Genomic DNA, 25,612 nt, shown 5'->3' on the forward strand with positions numbered 1-25,612 from the left:
TGGGACGAACTCGACATGAAGACCGTTTTCACGACGGGCGAAGCCGCGAAAATCTGTAAAGTCAGCCAGCAGACGATCATTCGCTGTTTTGACTCGGGCCAGCTTCGGGGCTTTCGGGTCCCGGGCTCGAGGTTTCGGCGAATCCCTCGCGAGGCGCTTTACCGATTCATGAAAGAAAATAGCATCCCCACCGACGCGCTCGAGAGCGGTCGGCGGCGGATCTTAATCGTTGACGACGACCAGGCCGTGGTCGATTTGATCTCCGACGTCCTCGCGAACGACTCGCGTTTCGAGACAAAGGTGGTCAATAACGGGTTCGGCGCGGGTATGCTCGCTAAGGAGTATCACCCGGACTTGATCATCCTGGATGTCATGTTGCCGGATATCAACGGCCAGGCCGTTTGCGAATTGATCCGACAGGATCCGACGATGTCGGACATCAAGATCATCTGCATCTCCGGTATGGTCGAAGAAGACAAAATCGCCGACCTGCGCAAGTCCGGGGCGGACGACTTTCTGCACAAGCCGCTCGACATCGATGAATTGATTCGCCGCGTTTGCCGACTCTTGGATATAGAGACGGGTCCGACAGACTGACCCTGGCGAGCGCGCAACAGAGCCTCGACAGGATGTCTTGGCTTGTAAGTCCCTGTCTTTGCGTCATTTAAGTCAGAACTTTTCGCCGACGGGAAGGAGCCCGGCTCGGTGAACGCAACGCCTCCACAAGGTTCGTGGCAGGACGGATTCCGTCGCCAGGTCGAGCGACTGGAAGGTTTGCCGTTGCGCGCCAGTTCCGTTCGGGTCGCCCTGAACTCCATGAGCGACGGCTCGCAGGCGTTTTCCGACGTTTCTTCTGAAAACAGCCGGTCCCTGACGCCCTTCGAGATCGATCCCGGCTGGGTTCTTGCCCGGGTGCGAACCAGGGGGGCGTTTGATCCGCTCGATGCCATTATCGAGCGTGATTGGTGGAGCACGACTTCAGGGGCTCTGTCGGCGACCGAGGCCCTCACACGCCTCTGGAAACACTCCGTAGCAGTCAGCCTGGCCGCTAGGCGACTCGCGCGGGAGGCTGGCGACGATCAGGTCGAGCTCATCACCCGGGCGGGTTTCCTGTGCTCGCTGGGCTACTGGGCCGTGGCGGCGATTGAGCCTTCGTGGCTGACGGCCTGGTTTGCCGAGCGCGACCCGAAAGCCCGTCGAGTCCTGGAAGGCTCCCGGCTCGGGGTCGACATCACCAAACTCGGGCGTTGGCTCGCCGAGCGGTGGGGGTGTGGGCGATTCCTCGCCGACGCGGCCTGGCTCCACACCGATCGCGACCGAGGGATTAACGCCGTCGCCGGCGACCCCAGGCGACTTGGCTTCATCCAGGAAGCCTATGCGATTGCCGAGCGGTCTCCCTGGTCGCTCATGGCCCCCGAGGTGAGGGAACTCGCCAACTCGGATTCGCGTCTCCGCCTGCTCATCGCCGAGGTGCAGATCCATTGCGGCGGGCCGTTCGTCGAGACGGACGCGACCACGCATGAGCTCAAACTCTCTCGCTCCAATGCCGGACTCAGGAAGCAACTTGCCCGTAGCGAGGCGGAAGCTTCGACGCGAGGGGATCTGATCAGGGCCCTCGGCGAATCCGTCCCGACCGAGTCGCCCGAGACCTGGTCCGAGCGAGCGGGCCTCGCCTTTTGCACCCCGCCGGGTGTCGCCACGGCGAGGGTCGTCTGGAAAGGGCCAGGTGCCCAGCCGTCGCCCACGCAGGAGCCGTCAGCGAACGACCGCTCACCAGCTCGCAAGTTTGAGCTCTCGGATCGTGGCGAGCCGACCGCGGACATCGAGCTCTGGGGCGACTTCAAGGACGACTCAACCCTCTCGCAGATCGAAGGGGTCCTGCCCGCCTGGCAAGCCTGGGCGGCCCTGCTGGCGGGTCGGACCGACTTGGAACTGCGTCTCGACGAAGCCGTGCGTGTCTATCGCGACCACGTCGAGACCGAGGAACCTCGGCTTCGCCGTTCCAAGATCGACTCGCTGGCGGAATTCGCCGCCGGCGCGGGGCATGAGCTTAACAATCCACTGGCGGTCATCGTGGGGCGTGCCCAACTCCTCATGGGCAAGGAGCAAGAGCCCACCTCGATCCGATCCCTCGGGGCCATCCTGACCCAGGCCAAGCGCACACATCGCATCCTCCGCGACCTGATGTTCGTCGCCAGGACGCCCGAGCCAAGGCCACGATTCTGCTCACCCGACGAACTGGTCCGCGCCAGCGTCCGCGAGTTCCGCCCCGAGGCCGAGGCGCGAGGCGTCCGCCTCCAGGCCGAGGAGACGACGGGCCTGCGAGTCTGGACCGACCCCGACGCCTTCCGACACGTGCTCGACGTGCTCATCAGGAACGCGCTCGAATCCACCCCCAAGGGGGGAAATGTCCAGATCAGGCTCGAAGGGGATGCCGAGTCATTGCGGTGGTCGGTCCGCGACTCGGGGCGTGGGATCACGCTGGAAGAGGGGCAACACCTGTTCGACCCGTTCTTCTGCGGGCGTCAGGCGGGTCGAGGCCTGGGGCTTGGCCTTTCGCGTGCGGCGAAGATCGTCTCGCAGGCCGGGGGCGAGCTCCAGTGGAGCTCCACCCCTGGGCATGGCACGTTGTTCCGTGTCCACCTGCCCCTCCAGGCCCCGCCGAAGTCACCCACGGCGGAGCCCGAGAGGTCAGGGCTTGAAGCCAAGGGCGACGCTTAACCGGCCTGCACCGAGGCAATACCCGCGGCCAGGACCATCGAGTCGGCGATTTCGTGACAGTCGTCGCAGAGATACGTCACGTTCAACGGCTCGGAATAGTCCCAATGGTGCCGTTCCAGGCGTCGTCGCCTGCGACACCAAACACAACACTTGGGCCGCATGATCATGCCGAGTTGCTCGGCAAGGGCGGCCGCATAACGCGCGGAACGCGTGCGGATCCTCCTTGGCCGGAGCATGTCCAGGCTGATTTCCAAGTGGCGGCGAAGGCGGGCGAGTTTGGCGTAATGGCGGTTCCGTCGGCCTTTTTTCATGATGAGTTACCTGTGCTGAAAACCCTGGGACCTTCCCGAAGACGACGTGAGGAGGGTGGTTTCCAAGCCGAGCACGAGCCCCTGACGGACTCGTCAAGGCTTTCTGGTAACAGGACAACTACAATTGAAGTGTAGAGCAAAGATCGGACCAAGTCGAATGCGGACTGTAATTTGGAAGGGTTTCATGCGAGTTACATATCACTAAGGATTCTGAGGAGTTTCCGGGTTCACCTTATTGTAATCATTCACCTGTCACACTTCGGCCACCTGATCGCTAAATGGCGTACGCAATCCAGCGACGCAACTCTTCAAGTCGCATGGCTGCTAATTTGTTGAATATGACCTCGCGAGCATGGGAAGCTCGGGGCGTCCCGGTGAAACGGGTATCGACCCAACGCTTTGATTCAAGACAATTTGCGAGCAATGGGTGCGGACGCAGGTTCGACCAAATCGCTGACGATGAGCGCTCGGCGGATTGCTCTTAGGATTTGGAGATGGAAATCGGTAGGGAGGTTCGCTCGGGTTCGTGATCGCAATTGGCGCGAGTGAGGAACGCCTGTGCGATTTGCGTTCGGGAGGGGGGGGCGGGAGATATGTAATAAGCGTGAGGAGAGGGAGGGCCGCTGGTGGCCTACCACAGCCACCAGCGTTGCCGGACGACGAGCCCCCGAATTCCTACTTATCCATCACTTATGCCTGGAAGCAGGCACAAGTGACGCTCGGAGTTGAGGGCTGTCTCAGTTGCTGCCCAGGAAGCGTTCTCGGGCGAGCAATGCGGCCCCGAGGATCCCGGCGTCGTCGCCCAGGGCGGCGCGGACGATCTTGATCTTGGCTTCCTGGTCGATGATGGCCTGGCGACGGGCCGAGGTCCGGACCAGGTCGACGAACGAGTCGCCGAGGGCCCCCGTGACGCCGCCGCCGATGATCACGATCTCGGGGCCGAAGACGTTCATCAGGCTCCCCAGGCCGAGGCCCAGGAAGTGCGCCGCGCGATGGACCTCGCGCAGGGCGACGGGGTCGCCAATGGCGACGGCCGCGGCGAGTTCCCCGCTCTTGAGTCGCCCCGACTTCTTGGAGAGCTTCTCGCGGAGGACCGTGGGAACCCCTTTGCGGATCGCCTTATCAATGCGACGGGCGATGGCGGTCTTGCTGGCGAGGGCTTCCATGCAGCCCCGGGCTCCGCAGCCGCATTTGGGGCCGCCCGCCTTGAGGACGATGTGGCCGATCTCGCCCGCGTTGCCGGTCGCACCCGTGACCACCTGGCCTCGGTCGATCAGGCAGCCGCCGATCCCGGTGCCGACGAAGGCGGCGATGATGTTCTCGTAGCCGACCCCCGCGCCGAGCTTGAATTCGCCGTAGCCGCCGACTCGCACGTCGTTTTGCACGAGCACCGGCCGATTCAGCTTGCCGGCGAGGTCGGGCCCGAGGGGGAAGTTCTGGACGTTCAGGTTCGAGCTGAAGAGGATGACCCCGGAGTCCGGATCGAGAGGACCCGGCGAACCCACGCCCGCGGCGGCGATATCCGTGGCGGAGACCTTGGCTTCGGCGAGCGCATCCTGGACGCACCCGACGATCGTGTCGAGGATCGCCTGGGCTCCCTCCTTCGCGGGAGTGTTCCGCTTGCCGCGGCCCAGGATGCGATTCTCGGCGCTCACTACCCCCGCCAGTACTTTGGTGCCGCCCAGGTCGATGCCAACCACGGGGGGGCCGGACCCCAGCCCTGCCATACGCTCTAGCTCCCTGGAAGAAAGCGGACCCGATGTCGCGCGTATCGACGCACGCGGAGGTCACGGCGCGATCTTAACCTATCCTTGCTAAGTTGGGAAATCTAAGCATTCTGAAATTCCGCGCCATTCCTTCACAGCCGCCATCGGTCTGCTTGATTCGGTCAAATGCTTGCCTGTTGAAAGTTATACGGCCAAACCCGCCAATGGGATGGTTCGGATCAGAGGTCACGTCTGGAGGCCGTTGGTTGGGCCCGCGCTGTCGAGATCATCGGAATTAGCGGTCGGGGGCCTTGCGTCTTAAGTCTCGCCTGAATTCGTTCATTGAAGCTTGTCGTCGGCGATCTGGCTGATGGAATCGCTGAGGGGTGGATCGGTATCGTTGGCCGGAACTGACCAAAGGTGGGGGATCGGTTCTCCGGTTCTGGACGCTCCTGAAGAGCACTCCGATCGGGTATGATGAATCGCCGTCGCCGATGTCGAGGAACCGACGATGGGTTCGTCCAATGTGTCGGCGGCACACCCGAGGAATGACGCTGGGTCCTTCATGCGACCCGGACCTGCCCCGCAAGGATACTCCATGGATTCCGCCTCCGTCGATCGTCCGGTCTCTCCTCGCCCGAAACTCGCCAAGACGATCGGGGTCTTGAACGTTCTCTTCGGCCTCCCCCTCTTCTTCTGCGGATTGGTGTTGCTCCAACCCGTCGCGCCGACGCTCGCCCAGTTCGAGGTGTTGACGTACGAGCCCGAATCCTGGCAGTACATGTACGAGCAACAGCGGTCGATGCTCATCGAGAGGCTGAAGGCCCAGGAAGCGGCGCTGAAGGACGAGTCGGCGAAGCAGGCGATCCGGCAGCAGCGGATTGAGTTTGAGAACAAGGACGCGAAGATCGCCGACCAGCTCGATCAGAAGGTCGTCAACCGCGGGCTTGAACGATTCACGTGGTACCTCTGGGCCGACATCCTCACCGGGGCGATCCTGAATCTGTTGATGCTGGCTTCGGGGATCGGCGTCTTCCAGTTGCACGAGTGGGCGCGTCGGATGGCGATCTGGGTTGCGTCGTTGAAGATCGTCCGGCTCATCTTCCTCGCGATCTTCTTCCTCGCCGTGGTGGTCACACCCTTATCGAAGTTTTGCCTGGCGGTGATGAACACCGACCTCGGGAAGGTTCTCGTCGCCTCGGGCTATCAGGCCGAAGGCAACTCGCCTGCGCCGGGGGTTCCTGCCGCCAGTAGCTTTGAAGCCCAACTCCTGGCTTTCTCCACCATCTCGACGATCTTCTTCACATTCGTCGCCATCCTCTATCCCACCATCTCGCTCATCCTTCTCACCCGCCCGAGCACGCGGGTCGCCTGCGAGGAAGCCTCGGCCGCGCTCGTCGACGACTCCTCCAACGAAGACTCGTACTGATACGAGCCGAGGTGGCATCCCCAGTTGGCGAGTGACTGGCGAGATCGCGCCTCCGCTCGCCGCTTGTTATTGGCTATGACACGTGTAAGATTTGGACGGCTCGGGAGCTTATTTTTCTGACGTCCGATCGGGAATGAAGTCGCATTTCTCGAGGGCCTGCGAAATCATGGCGAGGTCGCGACGAATGCTCCCTGAACATGTTGCGATGCCAGACGCCCGAGTCTAAGTGGAGAAACGTCCCTCATGGCCTCCGAAACCGGTATGCAGTATGTCGTGCCAAGGCCTCGCCTGCTTTCGACGCTTGGCGGGCTGAATGTGCTCTTTGCGGTGAGCCTGCTCTTTTGCGGGATCGGCAGCACGGCCTATGTCGTGCTGGCGATGCCCGCCCTCGGCAAGGTGATGAAGGAGGCGGAGCAGAAGCAGAAGGCAAACCTGGCCGCGAAGAAGCAGGCCTCGCTCGATGCGCTCGCCGAGCGCGCGAATAAAGCGGATACGGAGGAAGAGAAGAAGGCAGTCGAGGCGGAGCGGGAGGCCATCGAGGCTCAGCAACCGCCCCCCGGCATACCCGGGATGGACATGATGAACCACATGGGCTTCGAGGAGCCCAAGTTCAAGGCCTTCATCTGGGCCGACTTCACCACCGGCTGCCTCGTCAATCTCGCGCTTCTCGCCTCGGGAGTCGGCCTGCTGATGCGGAGGATGTGGGGGATCAAACTTGCGATCGGAGTGGCCGTCGCCAAGATCGTCCGCCTTGTCCTGCTTTACGGTTATTCGGCGATCGAGGTCGTGCCCGTGATGTCTACGAAGATGTCCAAGGCCGTCGTGGAGATGATGGAGCAGCAGCAGAAGCTGCAGGGTGCCAAGGGACCGCCCCCCGAGCAGATGTATGAGACCCTGGTTCGCATCTATAGCGTGATGGGGGTCGCGTCCGCGGTGGGCATGATCGTTTTCGGTGCGATTTATCCGATTGTGCTGCTCTGGCTGCTCTCGCGACCGGGGGCGAAGGCCGCCACCGTCGAAGCCACACCAGCTACGCCCGGAGGCCCGGGGTGGTAACCATCGCCGCCTGGCTGTTTGGTCCGCTCGTCGGCCCCGAGTGCCAGCGGGCCCTGGCACGAGGCTGGTTGATCCTCGTCCGCACCCTCGCCGCGATGGCGGTGATGGCGCCGACGATCGTGGTGCTCTGGCTCTGGTGGATGGCGCGATACACCAACCCGACGTACTCCCCGTACGAACTTTTTCGCACGGGGATCATCATCGTCGAGGGGTTCCTGATCTCGGCCTCGCTGATCCTCGCCCCCGCCGTGCTGGCCGGCTCGCTGGCGGGGGAGAAAGAGCGAGGTGCCCTCGGCCTTCTGCTCACGACGCGTGTTTCTCCTTACGAGATCGTCATGGGGCGGGTCGCGGGCAAGCTCGCCCAGATCTCGATGATCCTGCTAGGTGGCCTCCCGCCGCTGGTCCTCTTCGCGGGCTGGTCGGGCGTCTATGCCCGAGAGCTCGGGGCACTCCTGGGAATGATCGCCGCCGTGACCCTGGGGGCGGCGGGGATCGCCACGGCCGTCTCGGCGGTCTCGCGGCGGGGCCGTGATGCCCTGCTGAGCGTCTATCTCATCGAGGCCCTGTGCTTGCTCGCCCCTGCGATCGTATCCCTGGGGAACTTGCCTAAGGGGGGCGAGATTGTCTCGGCCCTGAATCCTTATCACGGCCTCGCGGAACTCATCTGGCAGGAGGACTATCAGCCCGCACTGATCACGATGGCTGCCTGGTTCGGGATGGGGATTGTGGGCTTGGCCGTCGCGTCGTGGCGCCTGTATCCGGCATCGCTCAAGGAACTCGACGGTTCGAGGAAACCCCGACGCAGCTATCGACGTTCTCACGTGCCAGAGCCGTACGACGAACACCCGATGATCTGGAAGGAGTTGTACGTCGAACGAGGCGGTGCGCTCGGCGGCGTCGGCCGCTGGCTCATCATGGGACTCACCGTCCTGTTGATGGGGGGGACCATCGGCCTCGCGTCCATGATCGCCTGGGAATATATCTTCAGATATGGCGACATGTCCACATTCGAGTGGGTCCGGGACATCATTCAACGCTCGATCGAATTCTCGGGATATGTGGTCGGCTGGTTGGTCGCCTGGGCCATCGGCCTGCGTGCGGCGGTCGTCATCGCCTCGGAGCGGGAGCGAGGGACCTGGGACGCGATCCTGACGTCGCCGCTCGAGAGCCGGGACATCATCAATGCGAAGCTCTGGGGCTCGCTCTACGCCCTTCGCTGGCTGATCGTGGCGGCCCTGCTGAACTGGACGGTCGCCTGGGCTTTGGGGGTAATCGGAGCACTTCAGTACTTCGACTGGGTGCTGGGCATGCTCGTGGGAGGGACGTTCATGGCCGTTGCCGGGCTGCGATCCTCGCTCGCCAGCGCAACCGCCACGAAAGCCATGGCTGTGACGATGGGTATTTGGCTCCTCGCCCAGGTCGCCGGGAGGATGATCGCCGGCCTCCTTGTCGGGTTGTCGCTCGTGATCGTGGTACTCTCGGCCAGCCTCTTGAGCGATGCGCCCGTCTTTCAGATCATGGGCGGCTATTCATGGATGCTCGGAGTCGGCTGGGTCTTCTCCGTCCACCTCGTCTTCGGGATCGCGACTGTCATACTGCTCGGCTACACCCGGATTCTCTTCGACCGCCTCGCGGGCCGGAGGGCCGGCGGCCGCCTCTCGGTCACGGCCGAACGCTTGCTGAACGGCGATCCCACCCTGCGGATCCCCGTCAAAGTCGGGCCGAAGGAAAAACACTCGGGTGTCGACGAAGTCGTCGACGCCCATTGAAGTGAGTCATCCGGCGAGTAGATGAGCCCGGAACGATCCAGGTCGCGGAGTCATCATGATGACCCGAGGCCTGGATTTTTCTCGTTGCGGGACGGGTCAGTTAACGTCCTGGAACGTCGCGACGGGGCGGATCTCGAAGGGATACTTGTCCAGGATTTCGCGGAGCTCATTGGCGTCAATCGACTCGCGAGCCATGAGACTCTCGGTGATTTCCTCCAGGGCCCCGCGTCGTGCGACGAGGATGGCGCGGGCGGCCTTCTCGGCGAGGACGAGGATCCGGCGGACTTCCGACTCGATCTGGCGCGCGGTGTGGGGGCTGCAGCCGTACTCGCTATTGCCCGAACCGAGGTAGCCCGAGCCTTGCGAACCGGACTGGTAGCTGACGCGGCCGATCTTGGGGCTCATGCCGAAGTCGGTCACCATCTTGCGGGCAATCTGGGTCGCCCTCTGGAGGTCGCTCGTCGCACCGTCGGAGATTTCGCCATAGACGATCTCCTCGGCCATCGTGCCTCCGAGTAGCGACGCGATCATGCTGTCGAGGCAGGTCCGCGTGTGGAGGAAGCGGTCGTCCTCGGGGCGGTAGAGGGTGTAGCCGAGCGCCGCGCTGCCGCGTCCCAGGATCGTCACCTTGTGGACGGCGTCGGTCTGGGGGAGGCTCCGTGAAACCAGGGCGTGCCCGGCCTCGTGGTAGGCGATCCGCAAACGCTCCTCGTGGAGCAGGACGCGGTTCCGCTTCTCGGGCCCGGCGATGACGCGCTCGACCCCTTCGTGGAACTCGTCCGGGCCGACGGAGGTCTTCCCCTTGCGGGCGGCGAGGAGGGCGGCCTCGTTGACGAGGTTCGCAAGGTCGGCGCCGACGAAGCCGGAGGTCATCGCCGCGATGTGGCGGAGGTTGATCTCGTCGTCGAGGGCCACGGTGCGGACGTGGACCTTGAGAATGCTCTCGCGGCCGGTGATGTCGGGCCGATCGACGACCACCTGCCGGTCGAAACGGCCGGGTCGCACGAGCGCGGGGTCGAGCATCTCGGGGCGATTTGTGGCGGCGATCATGATGATCCCGCGGTTGGCGTCGAAGCCGTCCATCTGCACGAGGAGTTGATTCAGCGTCTGGTCGCGCTCGTCGTGGTTGCCCGAGCCTGTGCCACGCGTCTTGCCGAGGGCGTCGAGCTCGTCGATGAAGATCAGGCAGGGGGCTTTGGCCTCGGCCTGCTGGAAGAGGCTGCGGACGCGGGCGGCACCAACCCCGACGAACATCTCGACGAAGTCGGAGCCGGAAAGAGAGAAGAAGGGGACGCCAGCCTCGCCGGCCACGGCCTTGGCCAGGAGGGTCTTGCCCGTGCCCGGAGGGCCCGCGAGGAGGACCCCCTTGGGGATCCGGCCGCCGAGGGCGTGATATTTCTCGGGCGTCCGCAGGAACTCGACGACCTCGCGAAGTTCGGTGATCGCCTCCTCGTTGCCGGCGACATCCTCGAACGTGATCCTGCGTTCATCCTTCTGGTAGATCCGCGGTCGGCTCTTGGCAAACGCCATGGCCGAGCCCATACCCCCGGCGCGTCGCATCAGGAACCATAGAGCGACGATGAGCACGGTGAGCATCAAGGATGGGAGCACGACGGTCTGGATGGACGACGGGCCGGGCTCGGCCTCATAGTCGGCGTCGGCGATGTGCTTGGCGAGCAGCGCGGGGAGTTCGGCGTCCGACTCGAGGCCGACGCGCGAGGTGTGGAATCGGGCGGTGACGGTCCCCCCCTTGGCGTCGGGCGTGGTGCGCTCGCCGACGATCCAGGTGGGCCCGACCTTGACTCTCTTAATTTCACCGGCGACGAGCTTCTGCTTGAATCGTCCATAGGGCAATTCATGTGCAGATTCGATGCTCGTCGTCCAGTAGACGACGAAGGGGGCTGCGAGCGTTACGATGACGAGTGAAAACCAGGCGAGATTTCGATACGTGAAGTGGCGGGAGAACGCGGGACGCGGTGTCTTACTGTGCATTCCTGATTCGTCCGTGTGGTGAGCCGCGATCGTTGCGGTACAGGTCCGGGACCACTTCGTCCAAAGTGCGGATTTCACCGAAGCGGTCGATAAGAGGGGCTACAAAAGTTTAGGATTCGCATGGGAACCCGTCAATAACTTCTTCCCAGTCCGCGCTGAGTTTCGGCAACGCCCGGGGCGGGCCCGTTGGCCAGGACCGAGTCGGGTGCCGTGAGGGAGACGTGCGGCCAGGACGATCGCGGGTCCACGCGCCTGGCCTTCGAGAGGTCGATGCGCTCGTCGGTGAGGTTGACCTCGAACTTGCGGTTCCCTGGGAGCTGCATCGGGATCCGGATCGTGAAGGTGCTCCCCTGCCCCGGCGTGCTCTCGAGCTTGACCTCGCCGCCGAGCAGGCGTGCCAGCTCGCGGACGATCGAGAGCCCGAGGCCCGTCCCCTGGTGCTCGCGGGTGAGCACGTTCTCCTGCTGCCCGGGGCCTCCGGCCTGGCGGAACTTCTCGAAGATCTTCTCGCGGTCTTCCTCGGCGATGCCGATGCCGGTGTCGGCAACGTCGACGACCACGAACTTGCCGTCGGGCCGCACGCGGACCGAGACCTTGCCCCCCTCGGGGGTGAACTTGATGGCGTTGGAGATCAGGTTGTAGAGGATCTGGCGGAGCTTGCCTGAGTCTTGCCTGAGGAGTGGTATGGCCTCGTCGAGGCGGCATTCCAGGTCGATGTTCTTGCTCTCGGCGATCGGCCTCGCCAGGCTGATGAGGGCCTCGCAGACGTCCCTGATGGAGAAGTCCTCGGTGCGGACCTCCATCTTGCCGCTCTCGATCTTGGCGAGGTCGAGGATGTCGTTGATCATCCCCAGGAGCATCTTGCCGGACGACTGGATGTTGTTGGCGTAGCGCCTCTGCCGCTCGTTGAGCTGGTCGCTGCCTGAGAGGACCTCCGAGAACCCGATGATCGAGTTCAAGGGGGTCCGCAACTCGTGGCTCATGGTGGCGAGGAAGTCACTCTTGAGCCGGTTCATCTCGAAGAGTGCCATGTTCGCCTGCGCGAGCTCGTCGACCTTGTGGTCGAGGTCGGAGTTCACGTCGCGGAGCTCTTGCTGCATGGCCACGAGGTTGTGGAGCATGCGATTGAACGCATGCGAGAGCTCTTCGAACTCGTCGCCCGTCTGGATCTGGCTGCGGATGTTGAGCTTGCCAGCCGCGATGGCGTCGGAGACGTCGCGGAGGTGCTTGATCGGCTTGACGATGATATAACGCACGATCACATAAGAGGCCACCATCGCCAGGATCGCCGTCACGAGCGCGGCGGTGATGAGGATGGCCCGGTTATTGTGGATCGCGCGGTTGGTCGGCTCCATGGGCAGGCGGATCGAGACGGCGCCGGCGATGTCGCCGGCCTTGGTGAAGATCCACTTGCCGTCGTCGCCCTGCCTGGCGATGTGATTGTCGAGGCTGGTGACGCCGTTGGTGCTGTGGCATTCCATCAGGCAGTTCGGCTCGAACAGGACCGCCTGCACGTATTGGTATTCCTTCTTGCCCGGCATGATGCGCGAGGCCCACATGCTGGTTCCATCGAAGAAGGTGTACGGCTTGCGTGGCTGCCCGGCCTTCCGGAAGGATGTCTCGACGGAGGCCGACCGCACGAAACGTTCCAAGGTCGCGGCTTCGAAGTCGTCCGGGGGCGGGTTCTTCGGCTTCTTGGATGAATAAGGGCTAAGGATACGCTTGTCGTATCGGGGTAGGTCGTCGAGCGGCTTGAGGTCGTCCCAGATCGTCATGACCTGTGACAATCCTTCGTTGCCGACAACCTTGTAGTGGACGTTGATCAGGGTCGGCTTCACCAGCATCCGCGCCGTCTGGATCGTCTGGCCGATGACGAGGCTCTCGGTCTTCTGCCCGTACCAGTAGAAGCTGAACGTCACGAGCAGGAGGATGCCGCCCCCGAAAATGAAGCGGCACTTGCGCTCGAGGCTCGTTTCGCCAAGCAGGTGTTTGAAACTGCGGTACGACACGGGGTCAGCTCCCCCTTCGACGCCGCGAAGGCGCGGACGGGCTTACTCAAGAACCTTGGACGCCGTCAACACCCTGATGTGGCTCGCCACCATAACGAAAGATCGAAGTCCGAACCAGATCGACCTTCCGTCGGAAGCCATATCTTCCGGCGATTTTAGCTACCTTCTCTATCTTGCGGCAACGTGTATGGGCGTGTGCCGACGCATATGCGGATCAGGCTTTCTGCGACTTCTTTCGTGAGGGTTTGGGAGGCGTCAGCGGCTGGCAATTGGCGCAGAAGTGAGTCGGGCGGCCGACGAGCCCCGCGATCCTGGTCTTCTCGACCGCTTTGCCGCACTCGGGACAGGGCTGGCCGCCGCGCCCGTACATCGCGTTGGTCGCCAGGAACCCCCCCTCCAGTCCGAGGACGGTGCGATAGCCGGCGTCGAAGCTCGAGCCCTCGGCCAGGATCGCCTCTCTGAGGATCGAGCCGATCGCGGCGTGGAGTCGTGCGACCTCCTCGGCCGTGATGGTCGTCGCCGGCCTCGTGGGGTGGATCCGGGAGCGGAAGAGGACCTCGTCCGCGTAGATGTTGCCGATCCCGGCGAGGACCTTCTGATCCATGAGTGTGGGTTTGATCGCCCGGGTCGTCTTCGACAGTCGCGCAAACAAGTCTTCCTGCGTGATCTCGAGGGCGTCGGGCCCGTGCGACTTGCCGAAGGCGACGCTGGCCGCCTTTTCGTCTGGATACCAGGCGATCTTGCCCAGGCGACGGGTGTCGCAAAACCAGATCGTATCCCGCGGTCCATCGATCAGGAACGTCAGGCGCACGTGGTCCTGGCGTTCCGGAGTTACGAGCCAAAAGCCTCCAGTCATCCGAGGTTGAATGACGATCAAACCTCGGCCTCGATCGAGGTGGATCACCACCCACTTACCACGACGGTCGACGCGGGCGACCTTGGCACCCCGACCTTGCCGCTCAATGTCGGCGGTCGTGCAGCCTTCCAATAAGAAGGGGTCGAGTACCTGGATGTCTCGAATCAGCATCCCCTCGAGGGCGGGTCGCAACCCTCTCACCATCGTCTCGACTTCCGGCAACTCGGGCATTTTCGCCTCCCTGAAACTTGCAATGCCCATTGTAGCCCGAACGACCGACGATCCCCAACTCTTGAAACCCACCAGGAACGATTGGTCTCAGCGTCTGCCAGATTCTTGACAATTTTCTTCCAGCTTCTTGACAGAATTTGGTGGATACTGAAAAGTATTGGGTAGAGGTCGTGAGCGAATCTCGTCACAACAGGCTCCAATGCTTGCTGAAACCCGCCGTCGGATTTTATTGGACCTTCTGGCCCGTCATGGGTTTGCGACCCTTGACGGCCTGGTCAAGGCGTTGGGCGTCTCCGAGAGCACGGTGCGACGTGACCTCGAATCGCTCGATCTGGCGGGGTCGGTCAAACGGACCCACGGTGGCGCGGTCTACCTGGGCGAGGTGAAGTCGATCGTCCCCCTTGAGGATCGTGCGGCGACGCTCGCGGCCGAGAAGCAGGCGATCGGCCGGGCGGCCGCCGAACTGATCGAGGATGGCGATGCGGTCCTCCTCGACGGCGGCACGACGACCCTGGAAGTCGCCAGGGCCCTGATCGGCAGGCCCCTCCAGGTGGTGACGAATAGCCTCCCGATCGCCCAACTCCTCGCCTCCAGCAGCACAATCGACCTGATCTTGATTGGTGGATACGTCTATCCCAGGACGGGGGTGGCCCTGGGCCCCCTGGCGATCGCCACGATGCAGGGGATCCGGGTGCGGAGGGCGATCCTGGGCGCGGGGGGGATCGTGGCCGAGGGGATCTACAACGCCAACCTGCTCCTGGTCGAGACCGAGCGTCAGATGATGTCGTGCGGCCAGGAGGTGATGATCGTCGCCGATCACACCAAGTTCGGCCGGCTGGCGTTGTCGAGGCTCTGCGGCCTGGAAGAGATCCAACACATCGTCGTCGACCCGGGGCTCGATCCCGAGTATCAGGCCCTCCTGAACGCGAACGGCGTCACGATACACATGGCTGAAACTGCGGCCGAGATGACTGACGGGCGGACCAATGGGGCAGCCCGAATCGATGGGCTGAGGACAGAAGCATGAGCAGCCTCGTTGCATCGCGAGACCAGATCGAGCAGATGGTCCGCTCGATCCTCCAACAGCAGTTCGGCAACGGATCGCCCGCGAACGGCAAGGCCGACAACGGCAAGGCCGAGGGCTACCGGCCGAACCTCGTCGCGAATATCTCGGCGAGGCACTGCCACCTGACGCAGGCGGACGTGGACGTGCTCTTCGGCCAGGGCTATCAGCTCACGCCGATGAAGTCGCTCTACCAGGCCACCGACTTCGCCGCGAACGAGACCGTGGCGGTCGTCGGGCCTCGCCAGCGGATGATCCCCGGCGTCCGAATCCTGGGGCCTTGCCGCTCGTTCAGCCAGGTGGAGCTCTCGTTCACCGACGCCATCAGCCTCGGGATCGACATCCCCGTGCGGCTCTCGGGCGACATCGAGGGGAGCCCCGGCTGTCTGCTCATCGGCCCCAAGGGGAGCCTGGTGATGCCCAAGGGGGTCATCCGGGCCGAGCGTCACGTCCACATGGGGCCGAAGGACGCTGAGTTCTACGGAGTCAAACATCTCGATCGCATGGACATGCGAGTCGAGGGTAGCTGTCCGACCACGCTCGAGGGGCTCCTCGTGCGGGTCCACCCCGACTGGAAGCTCGAGGTGCACATCGACACGGATGAGGCGAACTGCTGCGACCTGGCCCGTGCGACCAAGGTCACTCTCGTCCGCCAGTAATCTTTCAGACCACCGCAGCTCTGCAACGCATCGTCACGCTTGAACGACTTGACCTGATAGAAGGAGGGCCGACATGGCCTCGGGAACGCTCGAAGCGCTGGGCATGATCGAAACCAAGGGGTTCGTCGCACTGGTCGAAGCCAGCGACGCCATGCTGAAGGCCGCCAACGTCGAGTTGGTCGGCTGGGACAAGATCGGCAGCGGGCTGGTGACGGCCTTCGTGGCCGGTGATGTCGCGGCCGTCAAGGCCGCCGTCGACGCGGGCGCCGCCGCCGCGAGCAGGATCGGCGAGGTCGTCAGCGTGCAGGTGATCCCCCGCCCGCATGAAGAGCTGAGCGGCATCCTCACCTTCGCCAAGGCGGCCCCTGCCCCCATCACCTCCTCCACACCCAAGAACGGCGGAGCTTGATCCCATGGCTACGGTCCAGAAAAGCAACTCTCGCGGGATCGGCGGTAGCGGCTTCAACGGCGACGCGCTCGGCCTGGTCGAGACCAAGGGCCTCGTCGGCGTGATCGAGGCCACCGACGCGATGCTGAAGGCCGCGAACGTGACCCTGGTCGGTCGCGTCGGGATCGGCGCCGCGTTCATCACGACCCTGGTCCGCGGCGACGTCGGCAGCGTCCGCGCGGCCGTCGAGGCCGGCGCCGAGGCCGCCAGCCGCGTTGGCGAGCTTGTCAGCGCCCACGTCATCCCCCGGCCCGACGAGGCCGTGCTGCGAACCTACATCGGCTAATCCCACCGGGGCGTGACCGCAAGCGGCACCCCGGCCCGGCCGGCATGCTGCACACGCCCTCTTCCAAAGGCGTCGTATCCACATGAATGGGAATGCTCTCGGCCTGATCGAAACCCAAGGGCTGGTCTGCCTGATCAACGCCGTCGACGCCATGCTGAAGGCGGCGAGCGTCGAGCTGGCCAGCTCGATCATCAAGCTCGACGGGGGCGTCGTCAGCGTCTTGATCCGGGGCGACGTGAGCAGCGTCCGCGCGGCCGTCGAGGCCGGCGCCGAAGCGGCCAGCCGCGCCGGCGAGCTCAAGGCGGCCCACGTCATCCCCCGCCCGGGGGCCCGCGTCCTCGAGGCTTTCGGCGGAGGGTCGGCACGTTGAAGATCCTCGTCGCAAACCTCGGGAGCACGAGCTTCAAGTACCGCCTCTATGATCTCGGCGGCGGATCCGAGAAGCTCCTGGCGCGAGGCGCCATCGAGCGGATCGGATCCGACAACGCCAAGGTCGTGATCAAGTCCGACCGGGGCGACCTCGAAAGCGTTCGCCCGATCGCCGACCACGGCGAAGCGGTCCAGATTTGCCTCGACCAACTCGAGGACCCGACCAACGGCGTCCTCGAGAGTGCTTCCGACGTCGCGGCGATCGGATTCAAGGCGGTCCACGCCCGGAATGTGACGGGCGTCCACGTCGTCGATGAGAAGGTGCTGGAAGCGATGGAGGCCTTCGCCGACGTCGCCCCCGCCCACAACCCGCCTTACACCAAGGCGATGCGGATGCTCGCCGAACGCTTCCCCAAGCTCCCGCTTGTGGCCGCGTTCGAGACCGGGTTCCACCGCACCATCCCCGAGGCCAACCAGCGCTACGCGATCCCCGACGAGTGGGCGACCACCTTCGGCGTCAGGCGTTGGGGGTTCCACGGGGCGAGCCATCGCTTCATCTCGGGCCGAGTGGCCGAGATCCTCGGGCGGGATGACCTCAAGATCATCTCGTGCCACCTCGGCGGCAGCTCGTCGATGTGCGCGATCCGCGCGGGGAAGTCGGTCGCCACGACCATGGGGATGAGCCCCCAGTCGGGCCTCTCCCATAACAACCGCGTCGGCGACTTCGACGTCTTCGCCCTCCCGGTGATCCTGCGAGAGACCGGCAAGAACCTGGATGAGGTCCTCGACATCCTGGCCAACCAGTCGGGCCTCGAAGGTCTCAGCGGCGCCGGGCGCGACCTCCGCGACATCGAAGCGGCGGCCGAGGCCGGCAACGAGCGCGCGACGCTCGCCCTCGACGTCTTCATCAACTCGGTCCGACACTACCTGGGCGCCTACCTCGTCGAGCTCGGCGGGGCGGACGTGATCGCCTTCACGGGCGGGATCGGCGAGAACTCGGTGCGGATCCGCTCCGGGGTCTGCCGCGACCTGGGCTGGTTCGGCATCGAGCTGGATCCGACGGCGAATGCCGGCGGTGAGGCCGAGCGCAAGGTCTCGACGGCCGGCTCGAAGGTCCAGGTCTGGACCGTGCCCACGAACGAAGAGATCGTCGTCGCCCGCCAGGCACGCGACATCCTCTCCTCGAAGTCGTGATTGAACGATTAAGCAACCGTTAGGGTCGTGACGCCCGAGGGCCTGGAACGAAGCGTCGCCTCGGGCGCCTTTTGACGAGAGCCGAAATCCCTTGGCACGGCCGAGTGGCCGACCCGGAGCTGTCGATGTTCGTCGCCCGAGTGACCGGAAGCATGGTGGCCACCCAGAAAGTGGCGTCGATGACCGGCCACAAGCTATTGATCGTCGAACCCTATCGGGTCGACGAGAAGAGCAAGGACCGCCTGGTACCGACCGGCCGGACGTTCGTGGTGGTCGACACCCTGGGGGCCGGGATCGACGAGATGGTCCTCGTCTGCCAAGGGTCGAGCGCCCGCCTGACGCCCGAGACCGAGAAACTCCCCATCGACGCGGTCGTCATCGGCCTCGTCGACACGGTCGACGTCGGAGGCCAGGTCATCTTCTCCAGCCGCGAGTCGTCTTGAGGGTGGGGCGAGTGTGCCATCCCCTTCGTTAGGGACCGGACCGACGCGCACGCCTAACACGAGTGCTTGAAATGCAAATGACCGAAGATCTGATCCGCAACGTGGTCCAGCAGGTCCTCTCCCAGATGGGGAACGGCCCTGCCCCGACCAATGGCACGCCGGCCACCAAGCCCTCCGGAACCCTCGGCGTCTACCCGACCGCCGACTCCGCGGTGAACGCGGCCAACGCGTCGTTCCAACTCTTCCGGACCCGACCCCTGGCCGACCGCAAGGCGGCCGTGGATTGCATCCGCAAGATCTGCGTCGAGCAGGCCGAGGAACTCGGCCGTTTGGAGCTCGAAGAGACCAAGATCGGCCGCCTCGACCACAAGATCGCGAAGCTCCGCGACGCGATCCCCAGGGTCCCCGGCGTCGAGTACCTCCGCACCGACAATTTCTCGGGCGATAATGGACTCACCCTCACCGACTACTCACCCTTTGGCGTCATCGGCGCGATCACCCCGGTGACGCACAGCCTGCCGACGCTCGCCGGCAACGCGATCAACATGCTCGCGTCGGGCAACACGGTTGTCTTCAACGCCCACCCGTCGGGTGCGAAGATCGCCGTCGAGGGCGTCCGCCGCTTCAACAAGGCGATCAAGGCCGCGACCGGCCTCGACGACCTGTTGACGATCATCGATCCCCCGACCCTGGAATCGGCCGCGGCCCTGTTCGACCACAAGGGCGTCCGCGTCCTGGTCGTGACCGGTGGTCCCGCCGTGGCGAGGGCCGCCCTCGCGAGCAAGCGTCGTGCGGTCGTCGCCGGCCCCGGCAACCCGCCCGTGGTCGTCGACGCGACGGCCTGCCTCGAGAACGCCGCCAAGTCGATCGTCGACGGTGCCGCCTTCGACAACAATCTGCTTTGCATCGGCGAGAAGCAGGTCTTCGCCGTCGCCGAGATCTTCGACAAGCTGATGGAAGCGGTCTCCCGCCACGGCGGCTATCGCCTCAACTCTAACCAGATCGAGGCCCTGACGAAGGCCGCGTTCAAGGCGGGCAGCGACGGCGAGCTCCACGTCGACAAGAATCTGGTCGGTCAAGACGCGGCCGTGCTCGCCCGATATGCCAACGTGGACGTGCCCAAGGACACGCAGATCGTCTACGGCGAGACCGGTGCCGATCATCCGTTCGTCCTGCACGAGCAGATGATGCCGTTCATCCCGTTCGTCCGCGTGCCGAATGTCGACCGGGCCATCGCCCTGGCGAAGGAAACCGAGCACGGCTACGGCCACACGGCCATCCTGCACTCGCGCGATACGTCGGTCATGTCCAAGATGGGCAAGCTCATGGACTGCACGCTCTTCGTCATCAACGGACCCAGCCCCGCCGGCCTGGGCCTCGGCGGCGAGGGTGTCCTGTCCTTCTCGATCGCCGGCCCCACCGGGGAAGGCGTGACGACCCCCCTGACCTTCTGTCGGCAGCGTCGCTCGACCGTGGTCGGGGCCATGCGTTTCGTCTAAGCGTACTGGCCGCCTCGAAGTCGCGAACGTATTGCAGCGTCCCGACTGGAATTTTTGACTTTCATCCCTGCGTTCGCGACTTCCTGGTGGTTAACCGCTCGAGGTTTTCGACATGCAGATCGGCCTGGTGATCGGCACGACGACGGCGACGGTGAAGCATCCCAGCTTCCAGGGGGAGCGGTTACTCGTGGTCCAGTTGGAAGGGGTCGACGGCAAGGCCGACGGTGAGCCGGTCCTGGTCTTCGACCGACTGGGTGCGGGGCGAGGCGATCGCGTGCTGGTGACGAACGATGGTCAGATGCTCCAGGAACAGCTCGGGCGTAACACCCCGGGTCGCTGGAGCGTGATGGGGCTGCCCGACCGATGAGCCAACCGACCATCGATGACGTCCAGGCCGCGGTGCGGTCCGTCCTGCTGGGCCTCAACGGCTCGGCCAGGCAGGTCCACAAGCCTCGGCCGATCGACATCTTCGCCGAACGCCTGCTCTCGCTCCGCCAGGCGGAGTTGCTGCCTCGGGAGCTTCGCGAAGTCCGCGTCGCCCCCGGGACGGTGGTCACACCCCTGGCCCGAGACTTCCTCAAGCGACACGCCATCGAACTTCGATGGGTCTCGCGAGGCGAGGTCGAAACGATCCGGAACCGAGGCGAGTGGGGTTTCGCCAGCGACGTCCAGTCGGGCGTGGTGACGGCCTTCCGCCGGTTGCTGCTCGAGGACACATTCCCCTGGTTCGAGCTGAAACCAGAACCGCGGGAACTGGCCCAGTGGCTCGGCGAGTCGCCGGGTCGAGGTGCCCTGGTCCTGACGAATGATGCCCCCGTCATCGTCTGGAGGGGTTGCCGGTTCCCGTCGGTCCGGGCGGCCTCGGCGGTCGACGTCGAGGGGGTCGCCAAGGCGACTCGAAGCCTCGGGGTCAACTTGCTTGCGGTCGAGCCCGCGGGAAAGTCGATTCCTCTCCTGAAGCAGATGAGCCTGACCTTCCGTCGGCCAGGGGCCCCCGAGGCTCCCGACGACTTATTCCTGGGGGACGAGCCATGAGAATCGCGGAGATCATCGGCCGCGTGACCCTGTCTCGGGTCCATCCCAACCTCCGCGGAGCCCGACTGGTCATCGCCTTGCCGATGCCGCTCGAGGCCCTGCTGGACGACTCTCCTCGCCGGGGCGAGGAAGTGATCGCCTACGATGAGCTCGGGGTCGGACCCGGCTCCCTGGTCGGACTGAGCGAGGGCCGCGAGGCCGCCAATCCGTTCGGGAAAGTCAAGACACCGGTGGATGCGTACTGCGCCTGCCTCCTGGACCAACTTTACCTGTAAACGGACCGGAGTGGCCCTAGCAGGATCGGAGATGCGAGCATGGTCGGCAACGGTTCGATGATGAGTGAGTGGAAGCTTCGCGAAGAGATGTGCGAGATCGGCCGGCGCGTCTATGCCAAGGGCTTCGCCGCCGCCAATGACGGAAACATCAGCTATCGCCTCAGCGAGGATCGCGTCCTCTGCACGCCGACGCGGGTCTCGAAGGGCTACATGAAGCCAGACGACCTCTGCATCGTCGACATGGACGGCAAGCAGGTCTCGGGCAAGCGTAAGCGCTCGAGCGAGATCCTGCTGCACCTCGCGGTCATGCAGACCCGCCCCGACGTCAAGGCCTGCGTCCACTGCCACCCGCCTCATGCCACGGCCTTCGCCGTCGCCCATGAGCCGATCCCGAAGTGCACGATGCCCGAGTTCGAGGTCTTCCTCGGCGAAGTGGCCATCAGCCCCTACGAAACCCCCGGCACTCAGGCCTTCGCCGACACGGTCATCCCCTACGTCAAGGATACCGACGTCATCCTGCTCGCCAATCACGGCACGATCACGGCCGGCAGCGACCTGATGGATGCCTACTTCAAGACGGAAATCATCGACGCCTACTGCCGGATCTTGATCCTCACCAAGCAGCTCGGCCAGGTGAATTACTACTCCGACGAGAAGGCCGCCGAGCTCATCAAGATCAAGCCGAACCTGGGCATCCGCGACGTCCGCCTCGAGAAGGGGCTCGAGAACTGCGACCTCTGCGGCAACAACCTCTTCCGCGAAGGTTACACCGAGTTCAAGCCGGAACCGAGGGCCTTCATCCCGGCCAAGTTCCAGAACCAGGCCCCCGCCCCCGCTCCCGCCTCCAAGGGGGCCGGTGACGTGGACTCGCTCGTGAAGCTGATCACCGACCAGGTGATGCAGGTCATGAACGGCGCCCCGAAGGGCTGAGACGGCCGCCGCCAGAATCACGCGGCGACTGAGCCTTGCTCGTCGCCGCCATCTTGAAATCCAAATACTACCACTCGTGCGGAAACAGCGGGACCCATCGCTCGATGAGCGGGTCCTCAACGAAGAGGAGCGACCTATGAAGGTCAGCATCATCGGCGGCGGCGGCCTGGTGGGCTCGTGCGCAGCTTTCGCCTTGCAGTGCGGCGGTGTGGTCAGCCAGATCGACCTCATCGACCTGAACGCGGACCTCTGCAAAGGGCAGGCCCTCGACATCCTGCATGGGGCGTCGCTCGTCGCCGACCAGCGGATCCGGGCGACCGGGTACGAGGCGATCCCGGAAAGCGACCTGGTCATGGTGACTGCCGGCCTCCGTCGCAAGCCGGACGAGAGCCGCCTCGACCTGATCAACCGCAACGTCGAGCTCTTCCTCAGCATCCTCGGCCAGGTCAAGGCCGCGGGTCTGAAGAAGGATGCGATCATCCTGGTCGTCTCCAACCCGGTCGACGTCCTCACCTACCTCGCGACCACCCAGCTCGGCCTCCCCTCGAAGCAGGTCATCGGGCTGGGAACCCAGCTCGACACGGCTCGGTTCCGCAGCCTGATCGCCGAGGCCCTCTCGCTGCCCGCGACGCAGGTGACCGCCACGATCCTGGGCGAGCACGGCGACAGCATGGTCCCCATCTGGTCGGCGGCCCAGGCCGCGGGCCTTCCGCTCGAGAAGTTCCCGGGCTGGAACTCGGGCCTGGCCGAAGCCCTCTTCAAGCGGACCAAGGGCAGCGGTGCCGAGGTCATCAAGCTGAAGGGCGGGGCCGGCTTCGCCGTCGGCATGTCGATCCGCGAGGTCGTCCACGCCGTCGCCCTCGACTCGAAGCGGATCCTGCCGGTCTCGTCGCTCGTCAACGGCCAGTACGGCATGCGTGACGTCTGCACCTCGGTGCCGACGGTCGTCGGCCGCTCCGGCGTCGAGGCCCAGCTCGAGATCGAACTCTGGCCGAAGGAAGTTTCGGCGCTCCAGCACTCGTCCCAGGTCCTTCGCGAGACGATCGACCTCGTCTTGAAGAAGAACCCGGGCGCGGCCGGTTCAGCCCCGAAGCCCTCGGCTCCCGCCTCCACGCCCAATCGCAACAGCAGCCCCGTGCGGGTGACGATGAGCAGCGGCGGCAATGTCACCGGCGGTTCCTCTCGCGTCACAATCTCCGGCCAGTCGAACGGGGGATACCGTGGATAAGTCGCTCGACCGCAAGCTGGCCGCGATTCACGCGAACCCGAACTGCCGCGAGTTCATCCTCGCCGACGCCAAGGACGCCGACATGGCGTTCGGCATCGGGGCCCCCGGGCAATCCCCCGAGGCCCACTCGGGCGAGTTGCGGGTCCGTACGCTCGAAGAATACCGCGACCAGATGCGGATGATCACGCGGCAAGGGTTGGTCGACATCATGCTGATGTCGGCCAGCACGAACTACGCCCTCACGATCCGCGAGAAGCTCTTCGAGAACTCGCACGTGACCCCGGCGGTTCGCGCCAACGACACCACCGATGTTCATATCGCTCGCGGTTCGATCTATGCGAAGGAGCCCTCGCAGCCCTTCCGCACGGCGAACCTCGACCACATCCAGTGCGGCCACCTGGATTGCGAGCCGGGCGAACGCTCGATCGGGGCCAACCTCGGCCTCTACAGCGTGACGTTCAACAACGACATGGCGCACGACATCGCCACCCTCGAGCGGTTCCACGAGTTCCGCGCCGAGGCCGAGCGCAAGGGGTTCCGATACTTCCTCGAGGTGTTCGACCCCAACATGCCGAACGCCCTGCCGCCGGACGTCCTCCCCGGCTTCATCAATGATATGATCGCCCGGATGCTGGCGGGCGTCGCACCTGCCGGTCGCCCGGTCTTCCTGAAGATGGTCTACCACGGCCCGAAGGCCATGGAAGAGCTCTTCAAGTATGACCCGCACCTCGTCATCGGCATCCTCGGCGGCTCGTCGGGCACGACCTTCGACGCCTTCCAACTCCTGGCCGACGCCCAGAAGTATGGCGCGAAGGTGGCCCTCTTCGGCCGCAAGATCAACAGCGCCGAGAACCAGTTGGCGTTCGTCCAGTTCCTACGGCTCATCGTCGACGGGCAGATCAGCCCGGTTGAGGCGGTGAAGGCGTATCACTCGGTGCTGGGCAAGCTCGGCATCCGCCCTCATCGCCCGCTCGAAGTCGACCTCCAGACCCAGGCGGCGTCGATGAGCTACGGCGGCAGCTCGACCTCCGTCACGGTCCCGCCGAAGCCCAAGGCCGACGCCCCTGCCCCGGCCGTCACGGCTGCTTCGTGCCAGTGCCACGGCGAGAAGAAGGAAGCCAAGCCCGCGGCCTCCACCAACGGCCACGCCTGCGGCTGCAACGACAAGCCCGCCAAGGTCGAAGTCGTCTCGGCCGCTCCCGCCAGGAGCAAGCCCGAGGGCAAGAACGGCTTCCCCTCATTCGGCGACGGCCGCCCCGACTTCAGCAAGATGGATGTCGGTCAGCGTCTCGCTTATCACCGCGAGCGTCTCGGACTCGGCCGCAATTAATACGTCATAAATCCACGGCCTCTGGCCGTGCGACCCGAAGAGCTTCGAGCGATCCGACGTGCAATGAAATAGGCTCCTCCTTCCAGGAAGGCCCCGAGGGGCAGGAAGGAGGAGCCTATGCACGAATGGCAGAGCCTTTCCCATGTCCGGTGGGAATGCAAGTACCACGTCGTGATCATACCGAAGTACCGCCGCAAAGTCTTCTACGGAAGGCTTCGGCATCAGATCGGCCCGATCCTTCGGGAATTGTGCCGTCAACGCGGGATCGATCTGTTGGAAGGGCACGCGATGCCCGACCACATCCACCTGTGCTTGAGCATACCGCCCAAGTATAGCGTGGCGAACACGATCGGGTTCCTGAAGGGCAAGAGCGCCGTCCGGATCCATCGTGAGCTGTTGAAGGAGCGCCGGATGACGGGCCTGCATTTCTGGGCGACGGGTTATTGCGTGAGCACGGTGGGCCTTGATGAGGCCCGGGTGCGGCAGTACATCCGCGAGCAGGATGAGCTGGATCGTCGGCAGGGCGAGTTGAACCTGGAGTAACCCCGTAGGCCCCGAGGGGGCCTTCCTGGCCTTACGGTCCCCCGCGGGGGCTACCGCATGTACCGGGCTCCGACGGAGCGACTCAAGTCATCGCCCCCAACGGGGGCTTCCTCACGTATCGGGCCCCCTCGGGGGGCCTTCCTGATACCTCGGCCTCCGGCCGAGGAGCCTCATTCGCGGTCAACCTCGAGCGAGCCACGTGCTAAGGCCTTCGACTTCTGGGCGATTCA

The 25,612-nt window shown here is 64.5% G+C and carries 25 protein-coding genes; 20 read left to right on the forward strand and 5 right to left on the reverse strand.

Translation table 11 applies throughout. The features are described from left to right. The first annotated feature begins 15 nt into the window (after positions 1 to 15). Together ACOYYX_RS28695 and ACOYYX_RS28700 are read left to right on the forward strand one after the other, a co-directional pair. Complete coding sequence (locus ACOYYX_RS28695; RefSeq protein ID WP_422926115.1) at positions 16 to 597, forward strand: response regulator; 582 nt, start codon at positions 16 to 18, stop codon at positions 595 to 597. A 108-nt stretch (positions 598 to 705) separates the two neighbouring features. Beyond that, positions 706 to 2,721 (forward strand): ATP-binding protein, encoded by a 2,016-nt coding sequence (locus tag ACOYYX_RS28700; RefSeq protein WP_422926117.1) that lies wholly within the window; start codon positions 706 to 708, stop codon positions 2,719 to 2,721. Here ACOYYX_RS28700 and ACOYYX_RS28705 read toward each other — a convergent pair. Beyond that, positions 2,718 to 3,032 (reverse strand): hypothetical protein, encoded by a 315-nt coding sequence (locus tag ACOYYX_RS28705; RefSeq protein ID WP_422926119.1) that lies wholly within the window; start codon positions 3,030 to 3,032, stop codon positions 2,718 to 2,720. The two genes, ACOYYX_RS28700 and ACOYYX_RS28705, sit on opposite strands and share 4 nt — an antisense overlap. A 737-nt stretch (positions 3,033 to 3,769) precedes the next feature. After that, complete coding sequence (locus tag ACOYYX_RS28710; RefSeq protein ID WP_422926121.1) at positions 3,770 to 4,759, reverse strand: ROK family protein; 990 nt, start codon at positions 4,757 to 4,759, stop codon at positions 3,770 to 3,772. 577 nt (positions 4,760 to 5,336) lie between these two features. Here ACOYYX_RS28710 and ACOYYX_RS28715 point away from each other — a divergent pair. The 3 genes from ACOYYX_RS28715 to ACOYYX_RS28725 all read left to right on the forward strand — a co-directional run bounded on the left by ACOYYX_RS28715 (position 5,337) and on the right by ACOYYX_RS28725 (position 8,992). After that, positions 5,337 to 6,167 carry a hypothetical protein gene (locus ACOYYX_RS28715; protein ID WP_422926123.1) on the forward strand — a complete coding sequence of 277 codons (831 nt, stop codon included), beginning with the start codon at positions 5,337 to 5,339 and terminating at the stop codon, positions 6,165 to 6,167. Between the two features lie 243 nt (positions 6,168 to 6,410). After that, positions 6,411 to 7,223, forward strand: a complete 813-nt coding sequence (locus ACOYYX_RS28720) for a hypothetical protein (RefSeq protein ID WP_422926124.1) — start codon at positions 6,411 to 6,413, stop codon at positions 7,221 to 7,223. Further along, positions 7,217 to 8,992, forward strand: coding sequence for an ABC transporter permease subunit (locus ACOYYX_RS28725; protein ID WP_422926126.1), 1,776 nt, complete (start codon positions 7,217 to 7,219; stop codon positions 8,990 to 8,992). Before ACOYYX_RS28720 ends, ACOYYX_RS28725 begins: the two co-directional genes overlap by 7 nt. 96 nt (positions 8,993 to 9,088) lie before the next feature. Here ACOYYX_RS28725 and ftsH read toward each other — a convergent pair whose 3' ends face one another. The 3 genes from ftsH to mutM all read right to left on the reverse strand — a co-directional run bounded on the left by ftsH (position 9,089) and on the right by mutM (position 14,080). Beyond that, positions 9,089 to 10,984 (reverse strand): ATP-dependent zinc metalloprotease FtsH, encoded by a 1,896-nt coding sequence (gene ftsH / locus ACOYYX_RS28730; protein ID WP_422926128.1) that lies wholly within the window; start codon positions 10,982 to 10,984, stop codon positions 9,089 to 9,091. A 131-nt stretch (positions 10,985 to 11,115) separates the two neighbouring features. Further along, the gene (locus ACOYYX_RS28735) at positions 11,116 to 12,993 is read right to left on the reverse strand and encodes an ATP-binding protein (protein WP_422926130.1); all 1,878 of its coding nucleotides are present in this window, start codon (positions 12,991 to 12,993) and stop codon (positions 11,116 to 11,118) included. Between the two features lie 214 nt (positions 12,994 to 13,207). Then, positions 13,208 to 14,080 (reverse strand): DNA-formamidopyrimidine glycosylase, encoded by an 873-nt coding sequence (gene mutM, locus ACOYYX_RS28740; protein ID WP_422926132.1) that lies wholly within the window; start codon positions 14,078 to 14,080, stop codon positions 13,208 to 13,210. A gap of 199 nt (positions 14,081 to 14,279) precedes the next feature. On the opposite strand from mutM, the gene ACOYYX_RS28745 reads away from it, so the two are divergent. The 15 genes from ACOYYX_RS28745 to tnpA all read left to right on the forward strand — a co-directional run bounded on the left by ACOYYX_RS28745 (position 14,280) and on the right by tnpA (position 25,382). Then, positions 14,280 to 15,107 (forward strand): DeoR/GlpR family DNA-binding transcription regulator, encoded by an 828-nt coding sequence (locus ACOYYX_RS28745; protein WP_422926134.1) that lies wholly within the window; start codon positions 14,280 to 14,282, stop codon positions 15,105 to 15,107. After that, entirely contained in the window at positions 15,104 to 15,802 is a 699-nt protein-coding gene (pduL, locus tag ACOYYX_RS28750; RefSeq protein ID WP_422926136.1) for a phosphate propanoyltransferase, read from the forward strand. Before ACOYYX_RS28745 ends, pduL begins: the two co-directional genes overlap by 4 nt. 73 nt (positions 15,803 to 15,875) lie before the next feature. After that, a complete protein-coding gene (locus ACOYYX_RS28755; RefSeq protein WP_422926138.1) occupies positions 15,876 to 16,211 on the forward strand; it encodes a BMC domain-containing protein in 336 nt (111 codons plus the stop codon). Positions 16,212 to 16,215: 4 nt separating this feature from the next. Then, the gene (locus ACOYYX_RS28760) at positions 16,216 to 16,536 is read left to right on the forward strand and encodes a BMC domain-containing protein (RefSeq protein WP_422926140.1); all 321 of its coding nucleotides are present in this window, start codon (positions 16,216 to 16,218) and stop codon (positions 16,534 to 16,536) included. Positions 16,537 to 16,618: 82 nt separating this feature from the next. Next, on the forward strand, positions 16,619 to 16,906 hold the full coding sequence (locus ACOYYX_RS28765; RefSeq protein WP_422926142.1) for a BMC domain-containing protein: 288 nt from the start codon (positions 16,619 to 16,621) through the stop codon (positions 16,904 to 16,906). Next, positions 16,903 to 18,099 (forward strand): acetate/propionate family kinase, encoded by a 1,197-nt coding sequence (locus tag ACOYYX_RS28770; RefSeq protein ID WP_422926144.1) that lies wholly within the window; start codon positions 16,903 to 16,905, stop codon positions 18,097 to 18,099. The genes ACOYYX_RS28765 and ACOYYX_RS28770 overlap by 4 nt, the downstream gene beginning before the upstream one ends. 125 nt (positions 18,100 to 18,224) lie before the next feature. Further along, positions 18,225 to 18,542, forward strand: a complete 318-nt coding sequence (locus tag ACOYYX_RS28775; RefSeq protein ID WP_422926146.1) for a EutN/CcmL family microcompartment protein — start codon at positions 18,225 to 18,227, stop codon at positions 18,540 to 18,542. A gap of 71 nt (positions 18,543 to 18,613) precedes the next feature. Next, positions 18,614 to 20,041: an aldehyde dehydrogenase family protein gene (locus ACOYYX_RS28780; RefSeq protein WP_422926148.1), complete on the forward strand. Its 1,428-nt coding sequence runs from the start codon at positions 18,614 to 18,616 to the stop codon at positions 20,039 to 20,041. A gap of 112 nt (positions 20,042 to 20,153) precedes the next feature. Continuing rightward, a complete protein-coding gene (locus ACOYYX_RS28785; RefSeq protein WP_422926150.1) occupies positions 20,154 to 20,408 on the forward strand; it encodes a EutN/CcmL family microcompartment protein in 255 nt (84 codons plus the stop codon). Beyond that, complete coding sequence (locus ACOYYX_RS28790) at positions 20,405 to 21,076, forward strand: hypothetical protein (RefSeq protein WP_422926152.1); 672 nt, start codon at positions 20,405 to 20,407, stop codon at positions 21,074 to 21,076. Before ACOYYX_RS28785 ends, ACOYYX_RS28790 begins: the two co-directional genes overlap by 4 nt. Beyond that, positions 21,073 to 21,351, forward strand: coding sequence for a EutN/CcmL family microcompartment protein (locus tag ACOYYX_RS28795; RefSeq protein WP_422926154.1), 279 nt, complete (start codon positions 21,073 to 21,075; stop codon positions 21,349 to 21,351). The genes ACOYYX_RS28790 and ACOYYX_RS28795 overlap by 4 nt, the downstream gene beginning before the upstream one ends. A gap of 39 nt (positions 21,352 to 21,390) precedes the next feature. Then, the gene (locus ACOYYX_RS28800; protein ID WP_422926156.1) at positions 21,391 to 22,281 is read left to right on the forward strand and encodes a class II aldolase/adducin family protein; all 891 of its coding nucleotides are present in this window, start codon (positions 21,391 to 21,393) and stop codon (positions 22,279 to 22,281) included. Positions 22,282 to 22,417: 136 nt separating this feature from the next. After that, positions 22,418 to 23,509: a lactate/malate dehydrogenase family protein gene (locus ACOYYX_RS28805; RefSeq protein ID WP_422926158.1), complete on the forward strand. Its 1,092-nt coding sequence runs from the start codon at positions 22,418 to 22,420 to the stop codon at positions 23,507 to 23,509. Next, positions 23,502 to 24,839, forward strand: a complete 1,338-nt coding sequence (locus ACOYYX_RS28810; protein WP_422926160.1) for a hypothetical protein — start codon at positions 23,502 to 23,504, stop codon at positions 24,837 to 24,839. The genes ACOYYX_RS28805 and ACOYYX_RS28810 overlap by 8 nt, the downstream gene beginning before the upstream one ends. Before the next feature lie 117 nt (positions 24,840 to 24,956). Next, positions 24,957 to 25,382 (forward strand): IS200/IS605 family transposase, encoded by a 426-nt coding sequence (tnpA, locus tag ACOYYX_RS28815; protein WP_422923331.1) that lies wholly within the window; start codon positions 24,957 to 24,959, stop codon positions 25,380 to 25,382. Positions 25,383 to 25,612 lie beyond the last annotated feature (230 nt).

Source organism: Singulisphaera chitinilytica, assembly GCF_049331405.1.
In the GTDB taxonomy this organism is placed as follows: domain Bacteria; phylum Planctomycetota; class Planctomycetia; order Isosphaerales; family Isosphaeraceae; genus PoT.

Bases quoted from the DNA above. Each gene is read 5' to 3' on its own strand.
- ACOYYX_RS28695 (WP_422926115.1), top strand. From the start codon at position 16: ATGAAGACCGTTTTCACGACGGGCGAAGCCGCGAAAATCTGTAAAGTC.
- ACOYYX_RS28705 (WP_422926119.1), bottom strand. From the start codon at position 3,032: ATGAAAAAAGGCCGACGGAACCGCCATTACGCCAAACTCGCCCGCCTT.
- ACOYYX_RS28710 (WP_422926121.1), bottom strand. From the start codon at position 4,759: ATGGCAGGGCTGGGGTCCGGCCCCCCCGTGGTTGGCATCGACCTGGGC.
- ACOYYX_RS28715 (WP_422926123.1), top strand. From the start codon at position 5,337: ATGGATTCCGCCTCCGTCGATCGTCCGGTCTCTCCTCGCCCGAAACTC.
- ACOYYX_RS28720 (WP_422926124.1), top strand. From the start codon at position 6,411: ATGGCCTCCGAAACCGGTATGCAGTATGTCGTGCCAAGGCCTCGCCTG.
- ftsH (WP_422926128.1), bottom strand. From the start codon at position 10,984: ATGCACAGTAAGACACCGCGTCCCGCGTTCTCCCGCCACTTCACGTAT.
- mutM (WP_422926132.1), bottom strand. From the start codon at position 14,080: ATGCCCGAGTTGCCGGAAGTCGAGACGATGGTGAGAGGGTTGCGACCC.
- ACOYYX_RS28745 (WP_422926134.1), top strand. From the start codon at position 14,280: ATGCTTGCTGAAACCCGCCGTCGGATTTTATTGGACCTTCTGGCCCGT.
- pduL (WP_422926136.1), top strand. From the start codon at position 15,104: ATGAGCAGCCTCGTTGCATCGCGAGACCAGATCGAGCAGATGGTCCGC.
- ACOYYX_RS28755 (WP_422926138.1), top strand. From the start codon at position 15,876: ATGGCCTCGGGAACGCTCGAAGCGCTGGGCATGATCGAAACCAAGGGG.
- ACOYYX_RS28760 (WP_422926140.1), top strand. From the start codon at position 16,216: ATGGCTACGGTCCAGAAAAGCAACTCTCGCGGGATCGGCGGTAGCGGC.
- ACOYYX_RS28765 (WP_422926142.1), top strand. From the start codon at position 16,619: ATGAATGGGAATGCTCTCGGCCTGATCGAAACCCAAGGGCTGGTCTGC.
- ACOYYX_RS28775 (WP_422926146.1), top strand. From the start codon at position 18,225: ATGTTCGTCGCCCGAGTGACCGGAAGCATGGTGGCCACCCAGAAAGTG.
- ACOYYX_RS28780 (WP_422926148.1), top strand. From the start codon at position 18,614: ATGCAAATGACCGAAGATCTGATCCGCAACGTGGTCCAGCAGGTCCTC.
- ACOYYX_RS28785 (WP_422926150.1), top strand. From the start codon at position 20,154: ATGCAGATCGGCCTGGTGATCGGCACGACGACGGCGACGGTGAAGCAT.
- ACOYYX_RS28790 (WP_422926152.1), top strand. From the start codon at position 20,405: ATGAGCCAACCGACCATCGATGACGTCCAGGCCGCGGTGCGGTCCGTC.
- ACOYYX_RS28795 (WP_422926154.1), top strand. From the start codon at position 21,073: ATGAGAATCGCGGAGATCATCGGCCGCGTGACCCTGTCTCGGGTCCAT.
- ACOYYX_RS28800 (WP_422926156.1), top strand. From the start codon at position 21,391: ATGGTCGGCAACGGTTCGATGATGAGTGAGTGGAAGCTTCGCGAAGAG.
- ACOYYX_RS28805 (WP_422926158.1), top strand. From the start codon at position 22,418: ATGAAGGTCAGCATCATCGGCGGCGGCGGCCTGGTGGGCTCGTGCGCA.
- tnpA (WP_422923331.1), top strand. From the start codon at position 24,957: ATGCACGAATGGCAGAGCCTTTCCCATGTCCGGTGGGAATGCAAGTAC.